This window comes from Streptomyces sp. NPDC101225, assembly GCF_044767585.1.
In the GTDB taxonomy this organism is placed as follows: domain Bacteria; phylum Actinomycetota; class Actinomycetes; order Streptomycetales; family Streptomycetaceae; genus Streptomyces.
In genome coordinates this window covers 161,577-182,856 of sequence record NZ_JBIWOE010000003.1, presented here as the reverse complement: position 1 = coordinate 182,856, position 21,280 = coordinate 161,577, and the positions used below count along the sequence as shown (strand labels likewise).

At 73.0% G+C, this 21,280-nt stretch carries 17 protein-coding genes; 9 read left to right on the top strand and 8 right to left on the bottom strand.

The genetic code is table 11. The features are described from left to right. Nucleotides 1–125: 125 nt before the first annotated feature. Both ACIRPX_RS05685 and ACIRPX_RS05680 read right to left on the bottom strand, forming a co-directional pair. Nucleotides 126–1,439: a deoxyguanosinetriphosphate triphosphohydrolase gene (locus ACIRPX_RS05685; RefSeq protein WP_404188700.1), complete on the bottom strand. Its 1,314-nt coding sequence runs from the start codon at nt 1,437–1,439 to the stop codon at nt 126–128. A 50-nt stretch (nt 1,440–1,489) separates the two neighbouring features. Further along, nucleotides 1,490–2,362, bottom strand: a complete 873-nt coding sequence (locus ACIRPX_RS05680) for a sirohydrochlorin chelatase (RefSeq protein WP_404189269.1) — start codon at nt 2,360–2,362, stop codon at nt 1,490–1,492. A gap of 259 nt (nt 2,363–2,621) precedes the next feature. On the opposite strand from ACIRPX_RS05680, the gene ACIRPX_RS05675 reads away from it, so the two are divergent. Continuing rightward, nucleotides 2,622–3,305, top strand: coding sequence for a vancomycin high temperature exclusion protein (locus tag ACIRPX_RS05675; RefSeq protein ID WP_404188696.1), 684 nt, complete (start codon nt 2,622–2,624; stop codon nt 3,303–3,305). A 114-nt stretch (nt 3,306–3,419) separates the two neighbouring features. Further along, nucleotides 3,420–5,555: a molybdopterin oxidoreductase family protein gene (locus tag ACIRPX_RS05670; protein WP_404188693.1), complete on the top strand. Its 2,136-nt coding sequence runs from the start codon at nt 3,420–3,422 to the stop codon at nt 5,553–5,555. Nucleotides 5,556–5,558: 3 nt separating this feature from the next. On the opposite strand, the gene ACIRPX_RS05665 is transcribed toward ACIRPX_RS05670, so the two are convergent. Beyond that, nucleotides 5,559–5,969: a gamma-glutamylcyclotransferase family protein gene (locus tag ACIRPX_RS05665; RefSeq protein WP_404188690.1), complete on the bottom strand. Its 411-nt coding sequence runs from the start codon at nt 5,967–5,969 to the stop codon at nt 5,559–5,561. A gap of 132 nt (nt 5,970–6,101) precedes the next feature. Here ACIRPX_RS05665 and ACIRPX_RS05660 point away from each other — a divergent pair, with 132 nt between their 5' ends. Further along, complete coding sequence (locus ACIRPX_RS05660; protein WP_404188686.1) at nt 6,102–7,754, top strand: M4 family metallopeptidase; 1,653 nt, start codon at nt 6,102–6,104, stop codon at nt 7,752–7,754. 245 nt (nt 7,755–7,999) lie between these two features. Here ACIRPX_RS05660 and ACIRPX_RS05655 read toward each other — a convergent pair whose 3' ends face one another. Further along, nucleotides 8,000–8,599 (bottom strand): NADPH-dependent FMN reductase, encoded by a 600-nt coding sequence (locus ACIRPX_RS05655; protein ID WP_404188683.1) that lies wholly within the window; start codon nt 8,597–8,599, stop codon nt 8,000–8,002. 288 nt (nt 8,600–8,887) lie between these two features. Here ACIRPX_RS05655 and ACIRPX_RS05650 point away from each other — a divergent pair, with 288 nt between their 5' ends. Together ACIRPX_RS05650 and ACIRPX_RS05645 are read left to right on the top strand one after the other, a co-directional pair. Further along, nucleotides 8,888–9,403 (top strand): hypothetical protein, encoded by a 516-nt coding sequence (locus ACIRPX_RS05650; RefSeq protein WP_404188680.1) that lies wholly within the window; start codon nt 8,888–8,890, stop codon nt 9,401–9,403. Nucleotides 9,404–9,541: 138 nt separating this feature from the next. Next, the gene (locus ACIRPX_RS05645) at nt 9,542–10,162 is read left to right on the top strand and encodes a class F sortase (RefSeq protein ID WP_404188678.1); all 621 of its coding nucleotides are present in this window, start codon (nt 9,542–9,544) and stop codon (nt 10,160–10,162) included. Between the two features lie 21 nt (nt 10,163–10,183). Here the strand turns inward: ACIRPX_RS05645 and cpt are convergent, their stop codons facing one another. Continuing rightward, nucleotides 10,184–10,732, bottom strand: coding sequence for a chloramphenicol phosphotransferase CPT (cpt, locus tag ACIRPX_RS05640; protein WP_404188676.1), 549 nt, complete (start codon nt 10,730–10,732; stop codon nt 10,184–10,186). 144 nt (nt 10,733–10,876) lie between these two features. On the opposite strand from cpt, the gene ACIRPX_RS05635 reads away from it, so the two are divergent. Genes ACIRPX_RS05635 through nirD form a run of 3 tightly spaced genes read left to right on the top strand, consistent with a single transcriptional unit; the run spans nt 10,877 to nt 15,075 of the window. Further along, nucleotides 10,877–12,109, top strand: a complete 1,233-nt coding sequence (locus ACIRPX_RS05635) for an NAD(P)/FAD-dependent oxidoreductase (RefSeq protein ID WP_404188673.1) — start codon at nt 10,877–10,879, stop codon at nt 12,107–12,109. Further along, a complete protein-coding gene (gene nirB / locus ACIRPX_RS05630) occupies nt 12,110–14,728 on the top strand; it encodes a nitrite reductase large subunit NirB (protein ID WP_404188670.1) in 2,619 nt (872 codons plus the stop codon). Beyond that, nucleotides 14,725–15,075 carry a nitrite reductase small subunit NirD gene (gene nirD, locus ACIRPX_RS05625; RefSeq protein WP_404188667.1) on the top strand — a complete coding sequence of 117 codons (351 nt, stop codon included), beginning with the start codon at nt 14,725–14,727 and terminating at the stop codon, nt 15,073–15,075. The genes nirB and nirD overlap by 4 nt, the downstream gene beginning before the upstream one ends. 42 nt (nt 15,076–15,117) lie before the next feature. Here nirD and ACIRPX_RS05620 read toward each other — a convergent pair whose 3' ends face one another. After that, nucleotides 15,118–16,044, bottom strand: coding sequence for an oxidoreductase (locus tag ACIRPX_RS05620; protein ID WP_404188664.1), 927 nt, complete (start codon nt 16,042–16,044; stop codon nt 15,118–15,120). A 154-nt stretch (nt 16,045–16,198) separates the two neighbouring features. Here ACIRPX_RS05620 and ACIRPX_RS05615 point away from each other — a divergent pair, with 154 nt between their 5' ends. Then, nucleotides 16,199–16,738 carry a DUF4232 domain-containing protein gene (locus ACIRPX_RS05615; protein WP_404188661.1) on the top strand — a complete coding sequence of 180 codons (540 nt, stop codon included), beginning with the start codon at nt 16,199–16,201 and terminating at the stop codon, nt 16,736–16,738. Between the two features lie 131 nt (nt 16,739–16,869). On the opposite strand, the gene ppdK is transcribed toward ACIRPX_RS05615, so the two are convergent. Continuing rightward, on the bottom strand, nt 16,870–19,590 hold the full coding sequence (ppdK, locus tag ACIRPX_RS05610) for a pyruvate, phosphate dikinase (RefSeq protein WP_404188658.1): 2,721 nt from the start codon (nt 19,588–19,590) through the stop codon (nt 16,870–16,872). A gap of 417 nt (nt 19,591–20,007) precedes the next feature. Further along, nucleotides 20,008–21,204, bottom strand: coding sequence for an ROK family protein (locus ACIRPX_RS05605; protein ID WP_404188656.1), 1,197 nt, complete (start codon nt 21,202–21,204; stop codon nt 20,008–20,010). Nucleotides 21,205–21,280: the final 76 nt, after the last annotated feature.

Genomic DNA, 21,280 nt, shown 5'->3' with positions numbered 1-21,280 from the left:
ACACAGCGGGTGCCGCCACCTGCGAGCGTCCCGCACGCAGCGTGATGGGGGAAGAGGGAGTGGCCCGATCAGGCCACGCAGGGTCACATTCGGGTGTGTTCGGTGTCACCCGCGTCCCGCCGGTCTCACGGGTTCCCCGTCAGGCGCGCGTGAAGCGACCGGGCCGAGGCGTCCGTGAGGGAGGCGATCTGGTCCACGACGACACGCTTGCGGGCGCGGTCGTCGCCGGCCTGGTCGAACAGGGCGCGGAACTGCGGGTCCAGGCCGTCCGGGGCGCGGCGGGTGAGCGCCTCGGCCAGCTCGGCCACCACGATCCGCTGGTCGGCCCGCAGCCGCTCCTGCTCGGCGCGCTGCATGACGTACCGGTCCGCGACGGCCTTGAGGACCGCGCACTCCAGCCGCGTCCGGTGCGGGACGACGAGCTCGGCACCGTAGCGGGTCAGGCGCCCGGAGCCGTACCGCGCGCGCGTGGCGGCCTCGGCGGCGAGGCAGAAGCGGCCGATGAGCTGGCTGGTGGCGTCCTTGAGGCGGGCCTGGGCGACGGCCGAGCCGTCGTAGCCGTGCGGCCACCACTCCTGGTCCTGGAGGCGGTCGAGGGCGGCGGACAGCTCGGCGGGGTCGGTGTGCGCGGGCGCGTAGCGGCCGACGGCGACGGCGAAGACCGCCTGCCGTTCGGGCTCGGCGTGCAGGCAGTTGGGGTCGATGTGGCCGGCGTGCAGGCCGTCCTCGACGTCGTGCACCGAGTACGCCACGTCGTCCGACCAGTCCATGACCTGGGCCTCGAAGGTGGCGCGGGGGCCGGGGGCCTCCTTGCGGACCCAGTCGAAGACGGGGCGGTCGTCCTCGTAGACACCGAACTTCCGCGAGCCGGGGTCGGCGGGGTGGGCGCCGCGCGGCCACGGGTACTTGGTGGCCGCGTCGAGGGTGGCGCGGGTGAGGTTGAGGCCGACGGAGCGGGAGCCCGCGTCGGTGAAGCGCTTGGGCTCGATACGGGTGAGCAGCCGCAGCGACTGGGCGTTGCCCTCGAAGCCGCCGACGTCCTCGGCGAACTCGTTGAGCGCCTGTTCGCCGTTGTGCCCGAAGGGCGGATGGCCCAGGTCGTGGGAGAGGCAGGCGGCCTCCACCAGGTCGGGGTCGCAGCCCAGGGCCGCGCCCAGCTCGCGGCCGACCTGGGCGCACTCCAGGGAGTGGGTGAGCCGCGTCCGCGGACTGGCGTCCCATGCCTGGCTGCGGGTCCCGGGGGTGACCACCTGGGTCTTGCCGGCCAGCCGGCGCAGGGCGGCGGAGTGCAGCACCCGTGCGCGGTCGCGCTGGAAGGCGGTGCGTCCGGGGCGCTTGTCGGGCTCCGGCACCCAGCGCTCCACCGCGGGCGCGTCGTACCCGGGCGGCGGGACGTGGTTCTCGTGAGCCTGCGGTGCGATGCCTGCGATGCCTTCCATGCCCCCGACAGTAGAGCCCGGGGCCGACAATCGGGACGTCAGTGACCGTTTCAGGCCGAGGCGAGCTCGGGGTGCGTCACCGTGCCGGGCGTCGCCGACGCCTGGTCGTAGCGGTGCAGGACGAGGCGGGCCATCGCCGGGTGGGTGCCCAGCGGGGCCGAGGCGAGCCACGGGGCCGCCTGGGCGCACTCGGTCGCGAAGCGGCCCGGTGCCGCGAAGTAGGAGGCGACGGCGACCCGGTGACGGCCGGCGGCGGCCAGGGCGCGCAGCGCGTCCGGGACGGTCGGCGCGGCGGTGCTCGCGTAGGCGGGGACCACCGGGACACCCAGGCGGTCGGCGAGCAGCTGGGCCGTGCGGCCGGTGTCCACCTTCGACTCCGGGTCGCGCGAGCCGGCGGCCGCGAGGATCACCGCGCTCCCGCGGCGCGCCGCCTCGTCCGTTCGGGTGCGCCAGCCGGCCTCGACGAGCCGGGAGTACAGGGCCTCCACGAGCAGCGGATGCGGGCCGAGGGCGCCGGCCACGCGTGTGTGTGCGGCGGACGCGGCGGCCATCCGGGGGATGTCCCGCTTGATGTGGTGGCCGCGGCCGAGCAGCAGCGGGACGAGGACGGCCTCGCCGGTGCCCAGGGAGGCGAGGGTGTCGGGGAGGAGCGGTTCGTTCAGTTCGATGTGGCCGAGGTGGACGGGCAGGCCGGGGCGCTCGTCCCGGATCCGGTCCAGGAGCGCGTGGACGGTCTGCAGTGCGCGCGGGTCGCGGCTGCCGTGTGCCACCACCACGAGGGCGGGAGGGCCGGGGCGCCGCCTGCCGCTGAGCGAGACGAGGCTGAGCTGGCTGGCGAGCTGCGTGCTGATCCGGTCCATGAGATGGGCCGTGCTGCCGAGGTGCGCCGCCGGGAACTGCACGGCCGCACCCGGCTCGGTCATGGACTCGTCGCGAGGAGGGTTCGACGGCGTCATGGACCAAGGATCGGTGCCGCAGGTTGCCGATCCGTTGCGCGAGAATGACGGACGTTTTCCGGCCGTTCACCGTGCGACCTGTGGGGTTTGTGAGCCGGTCCGACCTGGGCTTTCACTCTCCGGGTGAGACCGGTCACTCGGCGTGCGCGTGAACCGCGCGGCCTGACAGGACGTCTTTGGCTGTCGACACACGGGCTTCGCAGGCCACACGGGAGGGAACCGTCCGATGCGCCGACCCACGTTGCGCAGACCGCTGCCCCGCACGCGTACCGGCCGACGGCGGCTGGTCCAGGCCGTGATGGCCGGATGTGTGCTGGCCCTGCTGCCGGCGACCTGGATGTACACGGTCACGGGCGACCGGCTGCGGACCGCGGAGGACGTGCCGCGCACCGAGGTCGCCGTCGTCTTCGGCGCGGGACTGTGGGACGGCGAGCCCTCCCCCTACCTCGCCCACCGCCTGGACGCGGCCGCGCGGCTGTACCGCGCGCACCGCGTCGAGGTCGTCCTGGTCACCGGCGACAACAGCCGTGAGGACTACGACGAGCCCGACGCCATGCGCGGGTACCTGACCCGGCACGGCGTCCCCGACGGGCGGATCGTCAGCGACTACGCCGGCTTCGACACCTGGGACTCCTGCGTGCGCGCGAAGAGGATCTTCGGCGTCGACCGGGCCGTGCTGATCAGCCAGGGCTTCCACATCCGGCGGGCGGTCGCGCTGTGCCAGGCGGCGGGTGTGCGGTCGTACGGCGTCGGGGTGCCGGACAAGCACGACGTGACCTGGTACTACGGCGGCACGCGGGAGATCTTCGCGGCGGGCAAGGCGGCTCTTGACGCGGTGTTCCGGCCGGACCCGCGCTTCCTCGGGCCGAAGGAGACGGGCGTGCCGGCGGCGCTGGCGAGCGCCCGGTGACGAGGCGGGCCCCGCGCCCCTCACGCCGGGCGGACGGCAGCGGGGAGGCCGCCGTCCCGACGGCGTAACAGGGGGCCGTCCCGCACGTAACACGGCCGAAGCACGCTGGGGCCCATGCAGACCACCGCGACGCCCACGCACTGCCCGTACTGCGCCCTGCAGTGCGGGATGAATCTGACACCCGTGCCCCGGGAGCACCTCCCGGGCCGTCCGGGCGCAGGCGGAGGGACGGTCGAGGTGAGCGAGCGCGCGGATTTCCCGGTGAACCGGGGCGCGCTGTGCGGCAAGGGCCGTACGGCGCCGGACGTGCTGTCGTCCCGGGTGCGCCTGACCTCCCCGCTGGTGCGCTCCGGGGGCACGCTCACGCCCGCCACCTGGGACGAGGCGCTGGACCGGATCGCCGAGGAGCTGCGCCGGACGCGTACGGAACATGGCCCGGACGCGGTCGGCGTCTTCGGCGGAGGCGGTCTGACCAACGAGAAGGCGTACGCCCTGGGCAAGTTCGCCCGGGTGGTGCTCGGCACCTCGCAGATCGACTACAACGGGCGCTTCTGCATGTCGTCGGCGGCGGCCGCCGGCACGAAGGCCTTCGGGCTGGACCGCGGGCTGCCCTTCCCGCTGGAGGACATCCCGAGGACCGGCTGCGTGATCCTCGTCGGGTCGAACCTCGCCGAGACCATGCCTCCGGCGCTGCGGTTCTTCCGCGAACTCCGGGAGAACGGCGGCACCTTGGTCGTCGTCGACCCCCGCCGCACGAAGACCGCCGAGCAGGCCGACCTGCACCTCGCGCCCCGCCCGGGCACGGACCTCGCCCTCGCGCTCGGCCTGCTGCACCTGGTCGTGGCCGAGGGGCGGGTCGACGAGGCGTACGTCCAGGACCGCACGGCCGGCTGGGAGGAGGCGCGGGCCGCGGCGATGGCGCACTGGCCCGAGTACGTGGAACGGATCACGGGGGTGTCCGTTCCCGAACTGCGCGAGGCGGTCCGGCTGTTCTGCGAGCCCGAGGCCGCGATGGTGCTGACCGCGCGCGGGCCCGAGCAGCAGGCCAAGGGCACCGACACGGTGGGCGCGTGGATCAACCTGTGCCTGGCCACCGGCCGGGCCGGGCGTCCGCTGTCCGGGTACGGCTGCCTGACCGGGCAGGGCAACGGGCAGGGCGGACGCGAACACGGCCAGAAGTCCGACCAGCTGCCCGGCTACCGCCGGCTGGACGATCCTCAGGCACGGCGTCATGTGGCCGAGGTGTGGGGCGTGGACCCCGACAGCCTGCCCGGACCGGGCCGCAGCGCCTACGAGTTGCTCGACGCCCTGGGTACGGACATCAGGTCGCTGCTGCTGATGGGGTCGAACCCGGTGGTGTCGGCGCCGCGCGCCGCGCATGTCGAAGAGCGCCTCAGGTCGCTCGGCTTCCTCGCCGTCTGCGACGTCGTGCTGTCCGAGACGGCGGCTCTCGCGGACGTCGTGCTGCCCGTGACGCAGTGGGCGGAGGAGACCGGCACGACCACCAGCCTCGAAGGGCGCGTCCTGCTGCGCCGGCAGGCCGTCAGCGCCCCCGACGGCATCCGCGGCGACCTGGAGGTCCTGCACGAACTGGCCGGCCGGCTCGGCGTGCAGAAGGGCTTCCCGACCGACGCCGAGGAGGTCTTCGAGGAACTGCGCCGGGCCAGCGCGGGCGGACCCGCCGACTACTCCGGCATCACCTACCGCAGGCTGGTGGAGGAGAACGGGGTGTTCTGGCCCTGCCCCGGGCGGGCGCCGGCCGACGAGGGGGCCGCGGACGCCGTCCACCCCGGCACCCCGCGCCTGTTCCTCGACCGGTTCGCCACCCCGGACGGCCGGGCCCGGTTCGTCCCCGTCTCGCACCGGGCGTCCGCCGAGGAGCCGGACGAGGAGTACCCGGTGCTGCTGACCACGGGCCGGGTGGTCGCCCAGTACCAGTCCGGCGCCCAGACCCGCCGCGTGGCGGAGCTGAACGCCGCCGCGCCGGGCCCGTTCGTGGAGCTGCACCCGCGGCTGGCGGCGCGGCTCGGGGCGGCCGAGGGCGACCCGGTCGCGGTGGTCTCCCGCCGGGGCCGCGCGGTGGCGCCGGCCCGCATCACCACCTCGATCCGCCCGGACACGGTCTTCATGCCCTTCCACTGGCCGGGCGAGGGCCGCGCCAACACCCTGACCAACCCGGCGCTCGACCCGACCTCGCGGATGCCGGAGTTCAAGGCGTGCGCGGTGCGGCTGGAGGCCGTGCGGACGTGAGGGTCACCTGAGCCGCCAGTCGCCGCTCCCGATCGGCTTCCCGCGGGCGCGCAGGCGTGCGGCGACGGCGGGGGCGGCCACGTAGACCCAGGCGCGCACCGGCGGCCTCGCGCCGTCGCGCCGTACCTCGCGCTCGACGCGCTCGTAGAGGTTGTGCGGGTCGCCGGGCGCGTACTCCTCCAGCCGGTCGAGGTCCGCCAGCAGTTCCTCGTGGGCCCGGGGCAGTGCGGTCACCAGCTCGCCGTGCACGACACCGCCGCGCTCCTCGACGGCGTACGGGTAGCCCGGTCCGTCGTAGAGCACCGCGCCGTCGAGCCGTCCCGGCTCCTCGGACCGGGTGCGGCCGCGCAGGAACAGGTCGTGGTTGGCCTCGTTGCGGAGCAGGGTGCCGTAGACGAAGAAACGGAGACTCACAAAAACGATTCTCTCTCCTCACATACCTCCTCGTACGCGCTCTGGACCTTGATCTGTCATGGCCTCTTAAATCTCAGTCAACAAGCGCCTCCGTCCCCCCACGCGCCCTCCGGCGCCTTTTCGAGGAGATCCATGAGCCGGATACGTATCGACGTCCGGGGCTCCCGTCGTCTCGCCGCTCTCGGCGTGGCCGCGACGACCGCCACCCTGCTGGCCGCCGCACTCTCCCCCACCGCCGTCGCCGACGACCGGCCCACCAGGGCGGGCGCGATCGAGAACGCGGCGTCGGTGCTGCTGCAGCACGCCGCGAGCCTCGGGCTCACCTCCGACGAGGGCACGAAGGTGCGGGACGTGATCGTCGACAGCGATGGCGCACAGCATGTGCGCTACGAACGGACGTACCGTCAGCTGCCGGTGCTGGGCGGCGACTTCGTGGTCCACATGGCGCCCGACGGCGCCTACCGCAGCGCCGACCGCGCGACGCGGGGCACGATATCCCTCGCCTCCACCGACCCGTCCATATCGAAGCCGAGGGCGGCCGGCCTCGCGGCGAACGCGCTGCGTGCGGTCAACCTCGGCGAGACGCTGAAGAAGCTGACTGCCAGGCCCCGGCTGGTCGTCGACGCCCTGCACGGGGCGCCGAAGCTGGCCTGGCGGACGAACGTCGTGGCGCAGGACTCGATGGGCAACCCGGTCTCCCGCACCGTCCTCACCGACGCGCGCACCGGCTCGCAGATCGACGCCTGGGACGACATCGAGACGGCGACGGGCGACGGCAGGTCGCTCTACAGCGGCACGGTCGCGCTGGAGACGACGCGGTCGGGGTCGACGTACCAGCTCAAGGACCCGACGCGGGGCGGCACTTACACGGGTGACGCGGCCGGTCAGTCGGACCTGTGCATCCTGACCAGCATCTGCATCAGCCGCGCCCCCTCCACGGTGTTCACCGACGCGGACGACCACTGGGGCGACGGCACCACCTCCGACCGCGCCTCTGCCGCCGTGGACGCCCAGTACGGCACCGACATGACCTGGGACTTCTACAAGAACGTCTTCGGCCGCGACGGCATCGGCAACGACGGCAAGGGCTCGTACAACCGCGTCCACTACGGCAACAAGTACAACAACGCCTTCTGGGACGACACCTGCTTCTGCATGACCTACGGCGACGGCGACGGCACGACGCTCGGGCCGCTGGTCGGGCTGGACGTGGCCGGCCACGAGATGACACACGGCGTCACCTCCAAGACGGCGGGGCTGACGTACTCGGGCGAGTCCGGCGGCCTGAACGAGGCGACGTCCGACATCCTCGGCACGCTGGTGGAGTGGTACGCGGACAACCCCTCCGACCCCGGCGACTACCTGATCGGCGAGAAGATCGTCCGCTCCGGCTTCGGCGGCGACGCGCTGCGCTACATGGACAAGCCGTCCAGGGACGGCCGGTCCGCGGACTACTGGAGCAGCTCGGTCGGCAACCTCGACGTCCACTACTCCTCCGGGGTCGCGAACCACTTCGCGTACCTGCTGGCCGAGGGCAGCGGCGCGAAGACCGTCAACGGCGTCAGCTACGACTCCCCCACGTACGACGGCACGTCGGTGAAGGGCATCGGCCGCGCCAAGCTGGGCCAGATCTGGTACCGCGCGCTGACGGTCTACATGACGTCGTCGACGAACTACGCGGGGGCGCGCACCGCGACGCTGAACGCCGCGAAGGATCTCTACGGGGCGGGCAGCGCGGAGTACGCCGCGGTGGGCGCGGCGTGGAGCGCGGTCAACGTGAACTGACCGGCCGGCGGCGGAAACACGGCGGCGGCGCGGCTCCGGGCCGCACCGGCGCCGCGACCGCGAAGACGCCCGCCGACGAGCTCGCCCCCGACCCGGCACCGCTCCCCCGCCTGATCGCGGCCCCGGTCCGGCGGCCCGGCGGCCTCCGCCCCGGCAACCTCCGCACCCGGCGGAGTGCGGGCGGGGAGGGCTGGGGCGGGCTGCGGAAGAGGGCCGGTGCGGGGACGAGGCCGGTCCTGCCGTCGCTAGCGCCCGTACGGCCGCTTCTCCCGCGCCTCCCTCAACCCCCTGCCCCACCAGACCAGTTGGTCCAGCATCACCTTCGCCGCCGCGTCCGCCGCCGTGGGGTCCTTCAGGCGTCCCCCGTCGAAGGCCGAGCGGGCGTTGTGGAAGGACACCGTGTCGCGCAGCGACACCGCGTGCAGCTCGGCGAAGACCTGGCGCAGGTGCTCGACCGCGCGCAGGCCGCCGGAGACACCGCCGTAGGAGGCGAGGGCGACGGGCTTGGCGCGCCATTCGGCAAAGTGCCAGTCGATGAGGTTCTTGAGGCCCGCCGGATAGGAGTGGTTGTACTCGGGGGTGAGGACCACGAAGGCGTCCGCGGCGGCCAGTTGGGGGGTGACGGCGGACAGCGCCGCGGTCGCCTCGGGGGTCGGGGCGAGGGTCGTGGGCAGGTGGGTGCCGGCCACGTCGACCACCTCGACGGCCAGGTCGTCGCGGTCGCGCATGCGGTCGAGGAGCCAGTCGGCGACGACCGGCCCGAACCGGCCGTGCCGGTTGCTGCCGACGACGAGGGTGACGGCCAGGGGGGCTTCGGGGGCTTCGGGGGCTTCGGTGATCTTCATGCACCACACCCTCCGACCTCAAGCTTCCTTGAGGTCAAGCCCGTGCCGTGAGAGCCGGGTCACCCGTTCACCCGCGCGCCCTGCGCCCAACGGGTGCTCTTCGGGCAGGGGCCCACGGACCCCGGTGACCTGCGGGAAGTCCGCCCGAACGCCCTCCTCGCGCACCCGCCTGACACCCATTCACCACATTTCCGGCACCCCCTCAGGGAGCGGTTCCGGCCCACTGCCACTTACCTCGGAGGGGCAGAGGACACCGAAGGACACCGAAGACAGCTCGAAGGAGCACCGATGCGACGTACCGCCCGTCTGCTGACCGGCACCGCGCTCGCCGTCGCCGCCGCGGGCTTCGTGGCCGCGCCCGCCTACGCGGGCGGCACCGGCAGCCTCGAGGTGTTCCCGTACTCGGCCGTGCCCGGCGGCGAGGTCACGGTCAACACCGCGGACTGCGCGGCCGGTACGGCGACGGGCGACGCGGGCGCGCTGGGCGCGGGCCCCTTCACCCTGGCGCCGAGCGCGCACGAGGACGAGGCGATCGGACGGTTCCGGGTGCCCTCGAGCGCGCAGCCCGGCACGTACGAGATCGTCGCGAAGTGCGCCGAGGGCGGCCGGCAGGTGAAGGGCGACCTGGTGGTGACCCTGGCCGCGGCGCGCGGACAGGCGCCCCACGGAAGTGTGAAGACGGGGGTCGGCGGCGCTCTGGGCCCCGATCCCGTGCAGACCGCGGCCGGCGTGGCGGCTCTCGCCGTCGCCGCCGCGGGCGGTACCTGGCTCCTGCATCGCCGGGCGAGAGGCGACGGGATCTGACGGACACCCTCCGCTGTCCGTCAGCCGGTACCGCTTGTCCCTCCCCCTCCGGGTCCGACGCCCCTCGCGGCCCGGAGGGGGAACGGGTCCCCCCGGACGGGTCCGCCCGTCCCGTCCTTCTGCCGTCTGGAGGCACGCGTGCGCCGCATCAGCAACACCGCGATAGGTGCCGTGACCGTGGCCGCCCTGTGCGCGGGCGCGTGGCTGCTGAGCACGGACGCCCGCACGCACGCGCCGCCGCAGCCCTCCGCCGCCGAGGCCCGCACCGGCCCCGGCGGCGAACCGCCCGCCGCGACGGCGCTGCCGCCCTCGGCGCCGAACCGCATCCGCATCCCGTCGATCCACGTGAACGCCCCGCTCGTGGGGCTCGCGCTCACCCGCGACGGCAGCCTCGACGTGCCGCCCGCCGCGAAGCCGAACCTCGCCGGCTGGTACGAGGCCGGCACCACCCCCGGCGAGCGGGGCACCGCCGTCGTCGCCGGCCACGTCGACAACGCCGACGGGCCCGCCGTCTTCTACGACCTCGGTGCCGTGCGGAAGGGCAGCCGCATCGAGGTGGACCGGTCCGACGGCGGCATGGCCGTCTTCTCCGTCGACGCGGTCCAGGTCTACGACGCCCGCCACTTCCCCGACCGGAAGGTCTACGGCCCCGCGAGCCGCCCCGAACTCCGCGTGATCACCTGCGGCGGCGGCTACTCACGGGCCACGGGCTACGAGGGAAACGTCGTCGTCTTCGCCCACCTCACCGGCACCCGCTGACGACCGCCGCCCCGGGCGCACTCACCGCCCGCCCCCGGCGGCGACCGCCGCCGCGATCGTGCGCGCGCAGTCCAGGGCCTCGGTGTGCGTGGTGTCGACCTCGATGTCGTAGGTCACGCCCTTGTGGACCAGGGCCGCCTGCCTCCCGGCCATGCCGGGTGGGCGGTCGCCCCGGGTGAGTTCGCGGGCCGCGGCGGTCCCGGGAGCGCAGTGGACGCCGGTCCAGAGCACGTGCAGGCCGTCCAGGGCCGTGCGCCACCGGTCCTGGGAGTCGGCGCCGCCGAGGAAGACGTCGTCGACGAGGACGCGGGCGCCCGCGCGGGCCGTCGCCGCGACGCCCGCCCGCCAGGCCGACTCCAGCCTGCGGAACTCCGCTCCGACGCTCACCTCCCCGTCCGGTGCGAAGTCGATCCCGGCGAGCGAGTCCCGCAGGGACGCGGGCAGCTGGCCGACGAACGTGTCGATCGCGAAGGCCAGCCACGGCTCGGGCAGGACCACCTGAAGGCACCGCACGATCCCGGACTTGCCGGAGCTCGATCCGCCGTTGAGCACGATCACCTGGGGAGTCATCGTGTCACCGTAGCGGCCTCACACCGCCCTCCGGCGCCTCCGCCAAACCCTCACACCAGGCCCCCGCGTCCGAGGAGGGCAGCGTTCCCCGCGGGAAACAGCGGTGATGCCGCCGGGTAACACCGGCACCGCAGGCTCCTGGACATGACCTCGAATACGCGTGTGGTGGTGATCGGCGCCGGCCTCGCGGGCGTCCGTCTCGCCCGGCGGCTCGGTGAGCTCGGCACGCCCGTGACGCTGATCGGCGAGGAGGAGCACCGCCCGTACAACCGGGTGCTGCTCGCCGAGGTGCTGGCCGGGCGCTACAGCCCGGATGTCATCGCGCTGCCCGCGCCCGCGGAGCTCGTCCGCGGGCGGGTCACGGGCATCGGCCGCGAGGTGAGAGCCGTGCACCTCGCGGACGGCTCGAAGATCGCATACGACGCACTGGTCCTGGCGACCGGCTCGAACCCCGTGCTCCCGCCCCTGCGCGGCCTGTTCAGGGACGCCCACCGGCACAGTGCGCCGGACCACGTGCTGCCCGAGGGCGTGCACGCGTTCCGGACCATGGACGACTGCCTGGGCCTGTCCAAGGCGGTTCGGCCCGGTGTGCGCGCCGTCGTCATCGGCGGCGGGCTCCTCGGGGTCTCCGCCGCCCGTGCGCTCGCCCGGCGCGGCGCCCAGGTCGTGCTCGCCCAGCAGGGCGAGCGGCTCATGGAGCGTCAGCTCGACCCGAACGCCTCGAAGCTCGTCGAGCGGCACCTGGCGGACCTCGGCGTCGAGGTGCACACCGAGTGCCGCGTGCGCGACGTGCGCTGCGTGGCGGGCGCGGTCCGCTCGGTCGAGATGCACGACGGGTACGCCCTCGACGCCGACCTGGTGGTCCTGGCCTGCGGAGTCCACCCGCGGGTCGGCCTCGCGCAGGACGCGGGGCTGGAGGTCCGCAAGGGAGTCGTCGTCGACGACGAACTGCGCACCTCCGACCCGCGCATCCGGGCGATCGGCGACTGCGCCCAGCACGACGGCACGGTGTACGGCCTCGCCACTCCGGCCCTGGAACAGGCCGAGGTCCTCGCCGAGTCGCTCTCCGGCCGGACGCACGCCCGCTACACCGGCACCCGCGCGCTGACCCGGCTGACCCTGGCCGGCGAGGGCTTCTTCGACCTCGCCGCCTTCGGCGAGACCGAGGCGCGTCCCGGGGACGACGTCGTCCAGCTCGCGGACGCCACCCGTGGCACCTACCGCAAGGTCGTCGTCCGCGACGACCGCCTCATCGGCGGGGTTCTCGTCGGCGAACTCGGCAGCGTCGGCGCGCTCGCCCGCGCCTGGGAGGGAGCGGAACCGCTCCCCGACGACGGCCCGCTGCTCCACCTGCTCACCCATGACGGAGGCTCCTGAATGACCGCCGCCCCGGAGGCCACGGAGGCCACCCCCACGATCGTGCTCGTCGGCCACGGCATGGTCGGCCAGCGTTTCCTCGAAGCGCTCGCCGAGCGGGGCCTGACCGCCACGCACCGCGTGGTCGTGCTCTGCGAGGAGCCGCGCCCCGCCTACGACCGGGTCGCCCTCACCTCGTACTTCTCGGGCCGCAGCCCCGAGGAACTCTCCATGACCGACATGGAGTTCATCAACGGCCACGGCATCGAGCTGTACGTCGGCGACCCGGCCGAGACGCTCGACCGCGAGGCGAGGACGGTCACGGCCCGCTCCGGCAGGGTCTTCGCCTACGACACCCTGGTGCTGGCCACCGGCTCGTACCCGTTCGTGCCGCCGGTCCCCAACAAGGACGCCGAGGGCTGCTTCGTCTACCGCACGATCGAGGACCTGCTCGCCATCGAGGAGTACGCGAAGAGCCGGGCGACGGTCGGCGCGGTGGTCGGCGGCGGCCTGCTGGGCCTGGAGGCGGCCGGCGCCCTGAAGGGGCTCGGACTCACCTCCCACATCGTGGAGTTCGCGCCGCGCCTGATGCCGGTGCAGGTGGACGACGGCGGCGGCGCGGCCCTGCTGCGCACCATCGAGGAGATGGGCCTGAGCGTGCACACGGGCGTGGGCACGCAGGAGGTCGTCGTCGACGAGAGCGGTGCCGTCACCGGCATGAAGCTCTCCGACGGCTCCGAACTCGCCACCGACATGGTGGTGTTCAGCGCCGGTGTGCGGCCGCGGGACCAGCTCGCCCGCGCCTCGGGCCTCACCGTCGGCGAGCGCGGCGGCATCGCCGTCGACGAGCAGTGCCGTACGGTCTGCGACCCGCACGTCTTCGCGATCGGCGAGTGCGCGCTGGCCTGCGACGGCCGGGTCTACGGCCTGGTGGCCCCCGGCTACGAGCAGGCCGAGACGGCCGCCGCCACGATCGCCTCGGACGAGGCGGCTTTCACCGGCGCCGACCTCTCCACCAAGCTCAAGCTCCTCGGCGTGGACGTCGCGTCCTTCGGCGACGCGCACGGCACCACCGAGGACTGCCTGGACGTCGTCTACTCCGACTCCCGCGCGGGCCTCTACAAGAAGCTCGTCGTCGGACGCGACGGCACGCTGCTCGGCGGCATCCTGGTCGGCGACGCGGAGGCGTACGGCACCCTGCGGGCCCTGACCGGATCGGTCCCTCCCCTCTCCCCCGAGTCGCTCGTCCTGCCCGCGGGGGCGGGCTCGGGGGCCCAGCTCGGCCCGTCGGCGCTGCCCGACGAGGCGGTCGTCTGCTCCTGCCACAACGTCTCCAAGGGCGCGATCCGCGGCGCGGTGACGGAGCACTCCTGCACCACCGTGCCCGAGGTGAAGAAGTGCACCAAGGCCGGCACCGGCTGCGGCAGTTGCGTCAAGGTGCTCGGCCAGCTGGTCACCGCCGAGCTGGAGGCGGGCGGCATCGAGGTCGACAAGGGCCTGTGCGGCTGCTTCGCGCAGACCCGCGAGGAGCTCTACGAGATCGTCCTCGCCCTGCGCGTCAACACCTACCAGGACCTGCTCGACCGCTACGGCCGCGACGGCGCCCGGGGCGGCGAGGGCTGCGAGATCTGCAAGCCGGCGATCGGCTCGATCATCGCCTCCCTCGCTCCCACGATCGGCGCCAGCGGCTACGTCCTGGACGGCGAGCAGGCGGCGCTCCAGGACAGCAACGACCACTTCCTCGCCAACCTCCAGAAGAACGGCTCGTACTCGGTCGTCCCGCGCATCCCCGGCGGTGAGATCACCCCGGAGGGCCTGATCACGATCGGCGAGATCGCCCGGGACTTCGGCCTCTACACGAAGATCACCGGTGGCCAGCGGATCGACATGTTCGGCGCCCGGGTCGAGCAGCTTCCGCTGATCTGGATGCGGTTGGTGGACGCCGGCTTCGAGTCGGGCCACGCCTACGGCAAGGCGCTGCGCACGGTGAAGTCCTGCGTGGGCCGGACGTGGTGCCGCTACGGCGTCCAGGACTCCGTCCGCATGGCGATCGACCTGGAGCTGCGCTACCGGGGGCTGCGTTCGCCGCACAAGCTCAAGTCGGCCGTCTCCGGGTGCGCCCGCGAGTGCGCCGAGGCCCAGTCGAAGGACTTCGGCGTGATCGCCACCGTGGGCGGCTGGAACCTCTACGTCGGCGGCAACGGCGGCGCGACCCCGCGCCACGCGGACCTCCTCGCCCAGGACCTGACGGACGCCGAACTGGTGCGTCTCATCGACCGGTTCCTGATGTTCTACATCCGCACCGCCGACCGCCTGGAGCGCACCGCGACCTGGCTGGAGCGCCTCCCCGGCGGCCTGGACCACGTACGCGACGTGGTGGTGAGGGACTCCCTCGGCATCTGCGAGGAACTGGAGTCGCTGATGGCCGACCACGTGGCGAACTACGCCGACGAGTGGGCGACCACCATCAACAACCCCGACAAGCTGGCCCGGTTCGTGTCGTTCGTGAACGCGCCCGACGCCCCCGACCCGGTCGTCGGCTTCGTCCCCGAGCGCGACCAGATCAAGCCCGACCTGCCGCTGCTGTCCATCGGCCTGCGCCCCGCCGACAGCCTCCTGGAAGGAAGCGCCCAGCGATGACCCTGGCACCCGAGACCACCGATCTGAAGATCGAGATCCGGCTGGAGGACGGCTGGCTGGAGGTCTGCGACCTCACCCGGCTGGTTCCCGGACGCGGGGTGGCCGCCCTGCTGCCCGACGGCCGCCAGGCCGCCCTCTTCCGCGACCGCGACGGCAAGCTGTACGCGATCGACAACCGCGACCCCTTCGGCGGCGCCGCGGTCCTCTCCCGCGGCCTGACCGGCTCCCACCAGGGCCGCCCCTACGTCGCCTCCCCCCTGCTCAAGCAGCGCTTCGACCTGCTGTCGGGGCAGTGCCTGGACGACGCGTCGGTGCGGGTGGCGACGTACGAGGTGCGGGCGGCCTGACGGGCCGCCTCGTCCGACGGGCCGTCGACCGGTCCGGCAGGCTCACGCCCTCAGCCGGTCGTACACCACGCCGGTCAGCCGCTCGGACGCGGCCCAAAGGCGCTCCCCCATCGCGTCGTCGAGCGTCCAGGGCGCCCGCCACGACGGTGCGGGCGCCCCGCGCCACATCAGGAACGAGGGCCCGGTGAAGGAGTCGGGCCGCACGCCGGGCGCCGTCGCGGCGTAGAGGGCGGGCAGCGCGCCGGCCTCCGCCGACTGCGCGAAGGCGCGGTTGCCGAGTTCCATCATCCGGCCGACGAGCCGGCGCCCCTCCATCCGGGGCGCGGTGGACTGGAGATTGGTGGCCGCGTAGCCGGGGTGGGCGGCGGCCGCCACCACGTCGGCGCCGTGCGCCGCCAGCCGGCGCGCGAACTCGTGCGTGAAGAGCAGGTTGGCGGACTTCGAGCGGCCGTAGGCGATCCAACGCCGGTAGCGGTGCTCGCTGTTGAGGTCGTCGAGGTCGATGTTGGCCAGCGCGTGCATCTCGCTGGAGACGGTCACCACCCGGGCGCCCGGCGTCGCCAGCAGCAGCGGCAGCAGCCGTCCGGTGAGCGCGAAGTGCCCGAGGTGGTTGACCCCGAACTGCGTCTCGAACCCGTCCGCGGTCGTCCCGTACGGCAGCGCCATCACCCCGGCGTTGTTGACCAGCACGTCGATCCGGTCGTAGGGGAAGCGCTCCGCGAACGCGCGTACGCGGCCCAGGTCGCCGAGGTCGAGCCGCCCGAACCCGACCTCGGCGCCCGGCACGTCGGTCACGAGCGCGTCGCCCGCGGCGGTCCCCCGTGCCTCGCTCCGGCACGCGAGCACCACGCGCGCCCCCTTGCGGGCGAGTTCCCGGGCGGTGACGTAGCCGAGCCCGCTGTTCGCCCCCGTGACGACGGCGACGCGGCCGGTCTGGTCGGGGATGTCCTCGGTGGTCCAGCCGGGCATGGCCTGGCTCCCTTCGGGGTGCACGAACGGTGCCTTCCTCTGTCCTGCGTCCTGGCGCACGGCGGTCCGCCGTGACACAGAACTTTTTCCGCTGCGGGCGCATCGAACCCAGTGACCACCATCCACCCATTCGCCCGATGGAGGGGGAAACGCCATGCCAGTGCGCTCTCGACACTTCACCCGGCGCGGGGCGGCCGTCTCACTGACCGCCGCACTCACCGCGCTCGCCACCGCCGGCCTCACCTGGAACGCCTCGGCGACGACCGCGGCCCGGACGGCCGCGAGCAGCGTGCACACCTGCACCGTAGGTGACCTGTATCTCTCGCTGGGCCGCAAGGAAGGCGCGGCGGGCTCGCTGTACCAGCCGATCACGTTCACCAACACCGGCCGCGGCAGCTGCGCGCTGCGCGGATACCCGGGCGTCAGCGTGCTGGACTCCCAGCACGGGCAGATCGGCGCGGCGGCCACCCGCAGCGGCCGTTCCTACGCCACCGTCGTGCTCGCACCGGGCCACTCCGCCTCCGCGGTCATCCGCACCACGAACGGCCCGGTCGGCGGCGCGTGCCGGCCCACCGGCACCTATCTGCGCGTCTACCCGCCGGCCTCCTACCAGCCGGTGCTCATACCGGCCCACTGGAAGGTCTGCTCGGGCACCTTCCAGGTCGGTCCGGTCAACACCCAGGGCGCCTTCTGAGCGACCCGGGACGAGCACCGCGAAGGGGCGGCACCTCCGCACAGGTGCCGCCCCTCCTTTCGTGAACCGGAACCGCCGTCCATCGGTCTTGAGGGTCGGGGACGGACGGCGGCTCCGGGGTCCGGGGAGGGTCAGCGGTGGTCGCTGCCCTCGGACTGCGTGGCCGCGCGCCCGGCCTCCAGGCGCGCCACCGGGATCCGGAACGGCGAGCAGGAGACGTAGTCCAGGCCCGCCTGGTGGAAGAAGTGGACCGACTCCGGGTCGCCGCCGTGCTCGCCGCAGACGCCGAGCTTCAGGTCGGGGCGGGTCTCCCGGCCGGCCTTCGCCGCCAGCGTGACCAGCGAGCCGACGCCGTCCTTGTCGATCGTCTCGAACGGGCTGACGCCGAAGATGCCCTTCTCCAGGTACGCGGTGAAGAAGCTCGCCTCCACGTCGTCCCGGCTGAAGCCCCACACCGTCTGGGTGAGGTCGTTGGTGCCGAAGGAGAAGAACTCGGCGGCCTCCGCGATCTGGCCGGCCGTCAGGGCGGCGCGCGGCAGCTCGATCATCGTGCCGATGGCGAGCTTGAGGCGCGTGCCGGTCGCGGCCTCGACCTCGGCGATGACCTGGTCGGCCTCCTCGCGGACGATCTCCAGCTCCTGGACGGTGCCGACGAGGGGGATCATGATCTCGGCGCGCGGGTCGCCCTTGGCGGCCTTGCGCTCGGCGGCCGCCTCCGCGATGGCGCGGACCTGCATGGTGAACAGGCCGGGAATGACCAGGCCGAGGCGGACGCCGCGCAGGCCCAGCATCGGGTTCTGCTCGTGCAGCCGGTGCACGGCCTGGAGCAGGCGCAGGTCGTTCTCGTGGGACTCCTGGCGGGACTCGGCGAGGGCCACCCGCACCGACAGCTCGGTGATGTCCGGCAGGAACTCGTGCAGCGGCGGGTCCAGCAGGCGGACGGTGACGGGCAGGCCGTCCATCGCCGAGAACAGCTCGACGAAGTCCTTCTTCTGCAGCGGCAGCAGCGCCTTCAGGCTCTCCTGCCGCTCCTCCTCCGTGTCGGCCAGGATGAGGCGCTCGACCAGCTCACGCCGGTCGCCGAGGAACATGTGCTCGGTACGGCACAGGCCGATGCCCTGGGCACCGAAGCGGCGGGCGCGCAGCGCGTCCTCGGCGTTGTCGGCGTTGGCGCGCACCCGCAGCCGGCGCTTGCGGTCGGCGAACGCCATGATCCGGTGCACGGCCTCGACCAGCTCGTCGGCGTCCTGGGCACCGGCGTGCATCCGGCCCTCGAAGTACTCGACGACGGGGGACGGGACGACCGGGACCTCGCCCAGGTAGACCTTGCCGCTGGAGCCGTCGATGGAGATGAGGTCGCCCTCCTCCACCACGCGCCCGCCGGGCACGGTCATCCGCCGCCGCTTGGTGTCGACCTCGAGCTCCTCGGCGCCGCACACACAGGTCTTGCCCATGCCGCGCGCGACGACGGCCGCGTGGGAGGTCTTGCCGCCGCGGCTGGTGAGGATGCCCTCGGCCGCGATCATGCCGTCGAGGTCGTCGGGGTTGGTCTCGCGGCGGACCAGGATGACCTTCTCGCCGGAGCGGGACCACTTGACGGCGGTGTAGGAGTCGAAGACCGCCTTGCCGACCGCGGCACCGGGCGAGGCGGCGATGCCCCGGCCGACCTGCTCGGTCTTCGCCTCGTCGTCGAAGCGCGGGAACATCAGCTGGGCGAGCTGCGCGCCGGAGACGCGCTGGAGCGCCTCGGTCTCGTCGATCAGGCCCTGGTCCACCAGCTGGGTCGCGATCCGGAAGGCGGCGCCCGCGGTGCGCTTGCCGACGCGGGTCTGCAGCATCCACAGCCGGCCGCGCTCGATGGTGAACTCGATGTCACAGAGATCCTTGTAGTGGTTCTCCAGGGTCTCCATGATCTGCATCAGCTGGTCGTACGACTTCTTGTCGATCTGCTCCAGCTCCGCGAGCGGGACGGTGTTGCGGATGCCCGCGACCACGTCCTCGCCCTGCGCGTTCTGCAGGTAGTCGCCGTAGACGCCCTGATGGCCGGAGGCGGGGTCGCGGGTGAAGGCGACGCCGGTGCCGGAGTCGGGGCCGAGGTTGCCGAACACCATGGAGCAGACGTTGACGGCCGTGCCGAGGTCGCCGGGGATGCGCTCCTGGCGGCGGTAGAGCTTGGCGCGGTCGGTGTTCCAGGAGTCGAAGACCGCGTGGATGGCGAGGTCCATCTGCTCGCGCGGGTCCTGCGGGAAGTCCCGGCCGGCCTCCTTCTTGACGATCTTCTTGAAGGTGGTGACCAGCTTCTTGAGGTCGGCGGCCTCCAGTTCGGTGTCGACCGTGACCTTCTTGGCGTCCTTGGCCTTGTCGAGGGCCTCCTCGAAGAGCTCGCCGTCGACGCCGAGGACCGTCTTGCCGAACATCTGGATGAGGCGGCGGTAGGAGTCCCAGGCGAAGCGGTCGTCGCCGGCCTGCCGGGCCAGGCCCTGCACGGACTTGTCGGAGAGCCCGATGTTCAGGACGGTGTCCATCATGCCCGGCATGGAGAACTTGGCGCCGGAGCGGACGGAGACCAGCAGCGGGTCGTCGGCCTGGCCGAGCTTCTTGCCCATGCGGGCCTCGAGGGCGTCGAGGTGCGCACTCACCTCGTCACGCAGTGCCGCCGGCTCCTCGCCGCTGTCGAGGTAGACCTTGCAGGCTTCCGTCGTGATCGTGAAGCCGGGGGGAACGGGGAGTCCCAGGTTGGTCATCTCGGCGAGGTTCGCGCCCTTGCCACCCAGGAGGTCCTTGAGGTCCTTGTTTCCCTCGGTGAAGTCGTAGACGAACTTCGCTACGTGGGGTTCTTTGTTTTCCGACACGGTCTCGGCTCCCTCGAGGACGCGGTGGCTGCCCTGACGGCGAGGAACATACCCAGATCGAAGGCGTCTGGGTACGTCTACGCACGCGTCATGCGCCTGTAACCACTCGTCCGCCAGCGGATCGAAAGTCAAAGCTTGGCAAGCGAAGAAGCCTCGATGTTTTCACCTCTTGAACACACCAAGGCCCACAGGCGCACTTTTGCGCTCACCTGAGCAGCCTTTCGCCCGTCTGATTTCGATCGATGAACGATCAGGGGGTGGCACCGAGTGCCACACCTTCGTGAAGTGCAGCCGGTCAAGATCCGCTCATCTGAGCGCCACCCTTATCAAGGGTGGCAAGAATCACGCTCCCACAGACGGCCGGATACCACCATGCGGACGGCTCCCGAGACGGAGCGCGGGACGGAAACAGGGACGTCACACGCCCATCGCCCGCAGCCGCTCCTCCGCCCGTTCCGGGGCGTACAGGTGCTCCACGACCAGCGCACCCGCCCCCACCAGCCCCGCCCGCTCCCCCAGCCGCGAGATGACCACGTCGAGGTGGGCCGTGGAGCGAGGCAGCGCCCGCCGGTACAGCAGTTCCCGCACGCCCGTGAGGAAGGGGGTTCCGGCCAAATCCCCCGCGATCATCAGCACCCCGGGGTTCAGGAGCGTGACGACGATCGCCAGGACGTCGCCGACCTGCCGCCCGGCCTCCCGCGCCAGCCCGACCGCCTCGGGGTGCCCGGCCGCCAGCAGATCCCGTACGTCCGCTCCCGAGGCCGCGGGCACCCCGGCCTCCCGCAGCCGCCGCGCGACGGCGCCACCGCTCGCGACGGCGGCCAGGCAGCCGCGGGAGCCGCACCGGCACAGCGCCTCCGCGCCCACCCGGATGTGCCCGATGTCCCCGGCGCCGCCGTCGATGCCCCGGTAGATCGACCCGCCGACCACCACTCCGGCGCCGATGCCGGTCGACACCTTGACCAGGACGAACGCCGAGCAGTCCGGGTGCGAGGCGCGCTGCTCGCCGTACGCCATGAGGTTCGCGTCGTTGTCCACCAGCACCGGCACCGGCCCGGCGCCCGCGTGCTCGCCGAAGGAGGCGGCCAGCCGGCCTCTTATGTCGTAGCCGCCCCAGCCGGGCATGATCGGCGGCTGCACGACCCGGCCGGTCTCGCTGTCGACGGGCCCGGGCACCGCGAGCCCGATCCCGCAGACGGCCTCCGCACGCTGCCCGGCCTTCTCCAGCAGCTCGGCGAACCAGCCGCCGAGTCGGCCGAGCACGGCCTCGGGGCCGTCCTCGATCACGAGCGTCCCCGAGTGCTCGGCGAGGATCTCGCCGCTCAGGGAGAGGACGGCCGCACGGGCGTGCCGGGTGTCGAGGTCGGCGGCGAGGACGACGGCGTGCTCGTCGTCGAACTCCAGCGTGATGGAGGGGCGGCCGCCGAGGGGCGAACCGACCGGGCCGCCGGCACCCTCGCGCAGCCAGCCCGCGCGGAAGAGGCGGTCGAGGCGCTGGCCGACGGTGGCCCGGGAGAGGCCGGTGGCCTGCTGGAGTGCTCCGCGCGTGGTCGCGCGTCCGCTTCGTACCAGTTCGAGCAGATCGCCGGCGCGAGCCTGGCCCCGTCCCGTCATGCGCACCCCCTTGTGCTCATCAAGCCTGCATTACATAGTGAGTTTTGCATGTTAAGTAGACGTAACTCTACGATGG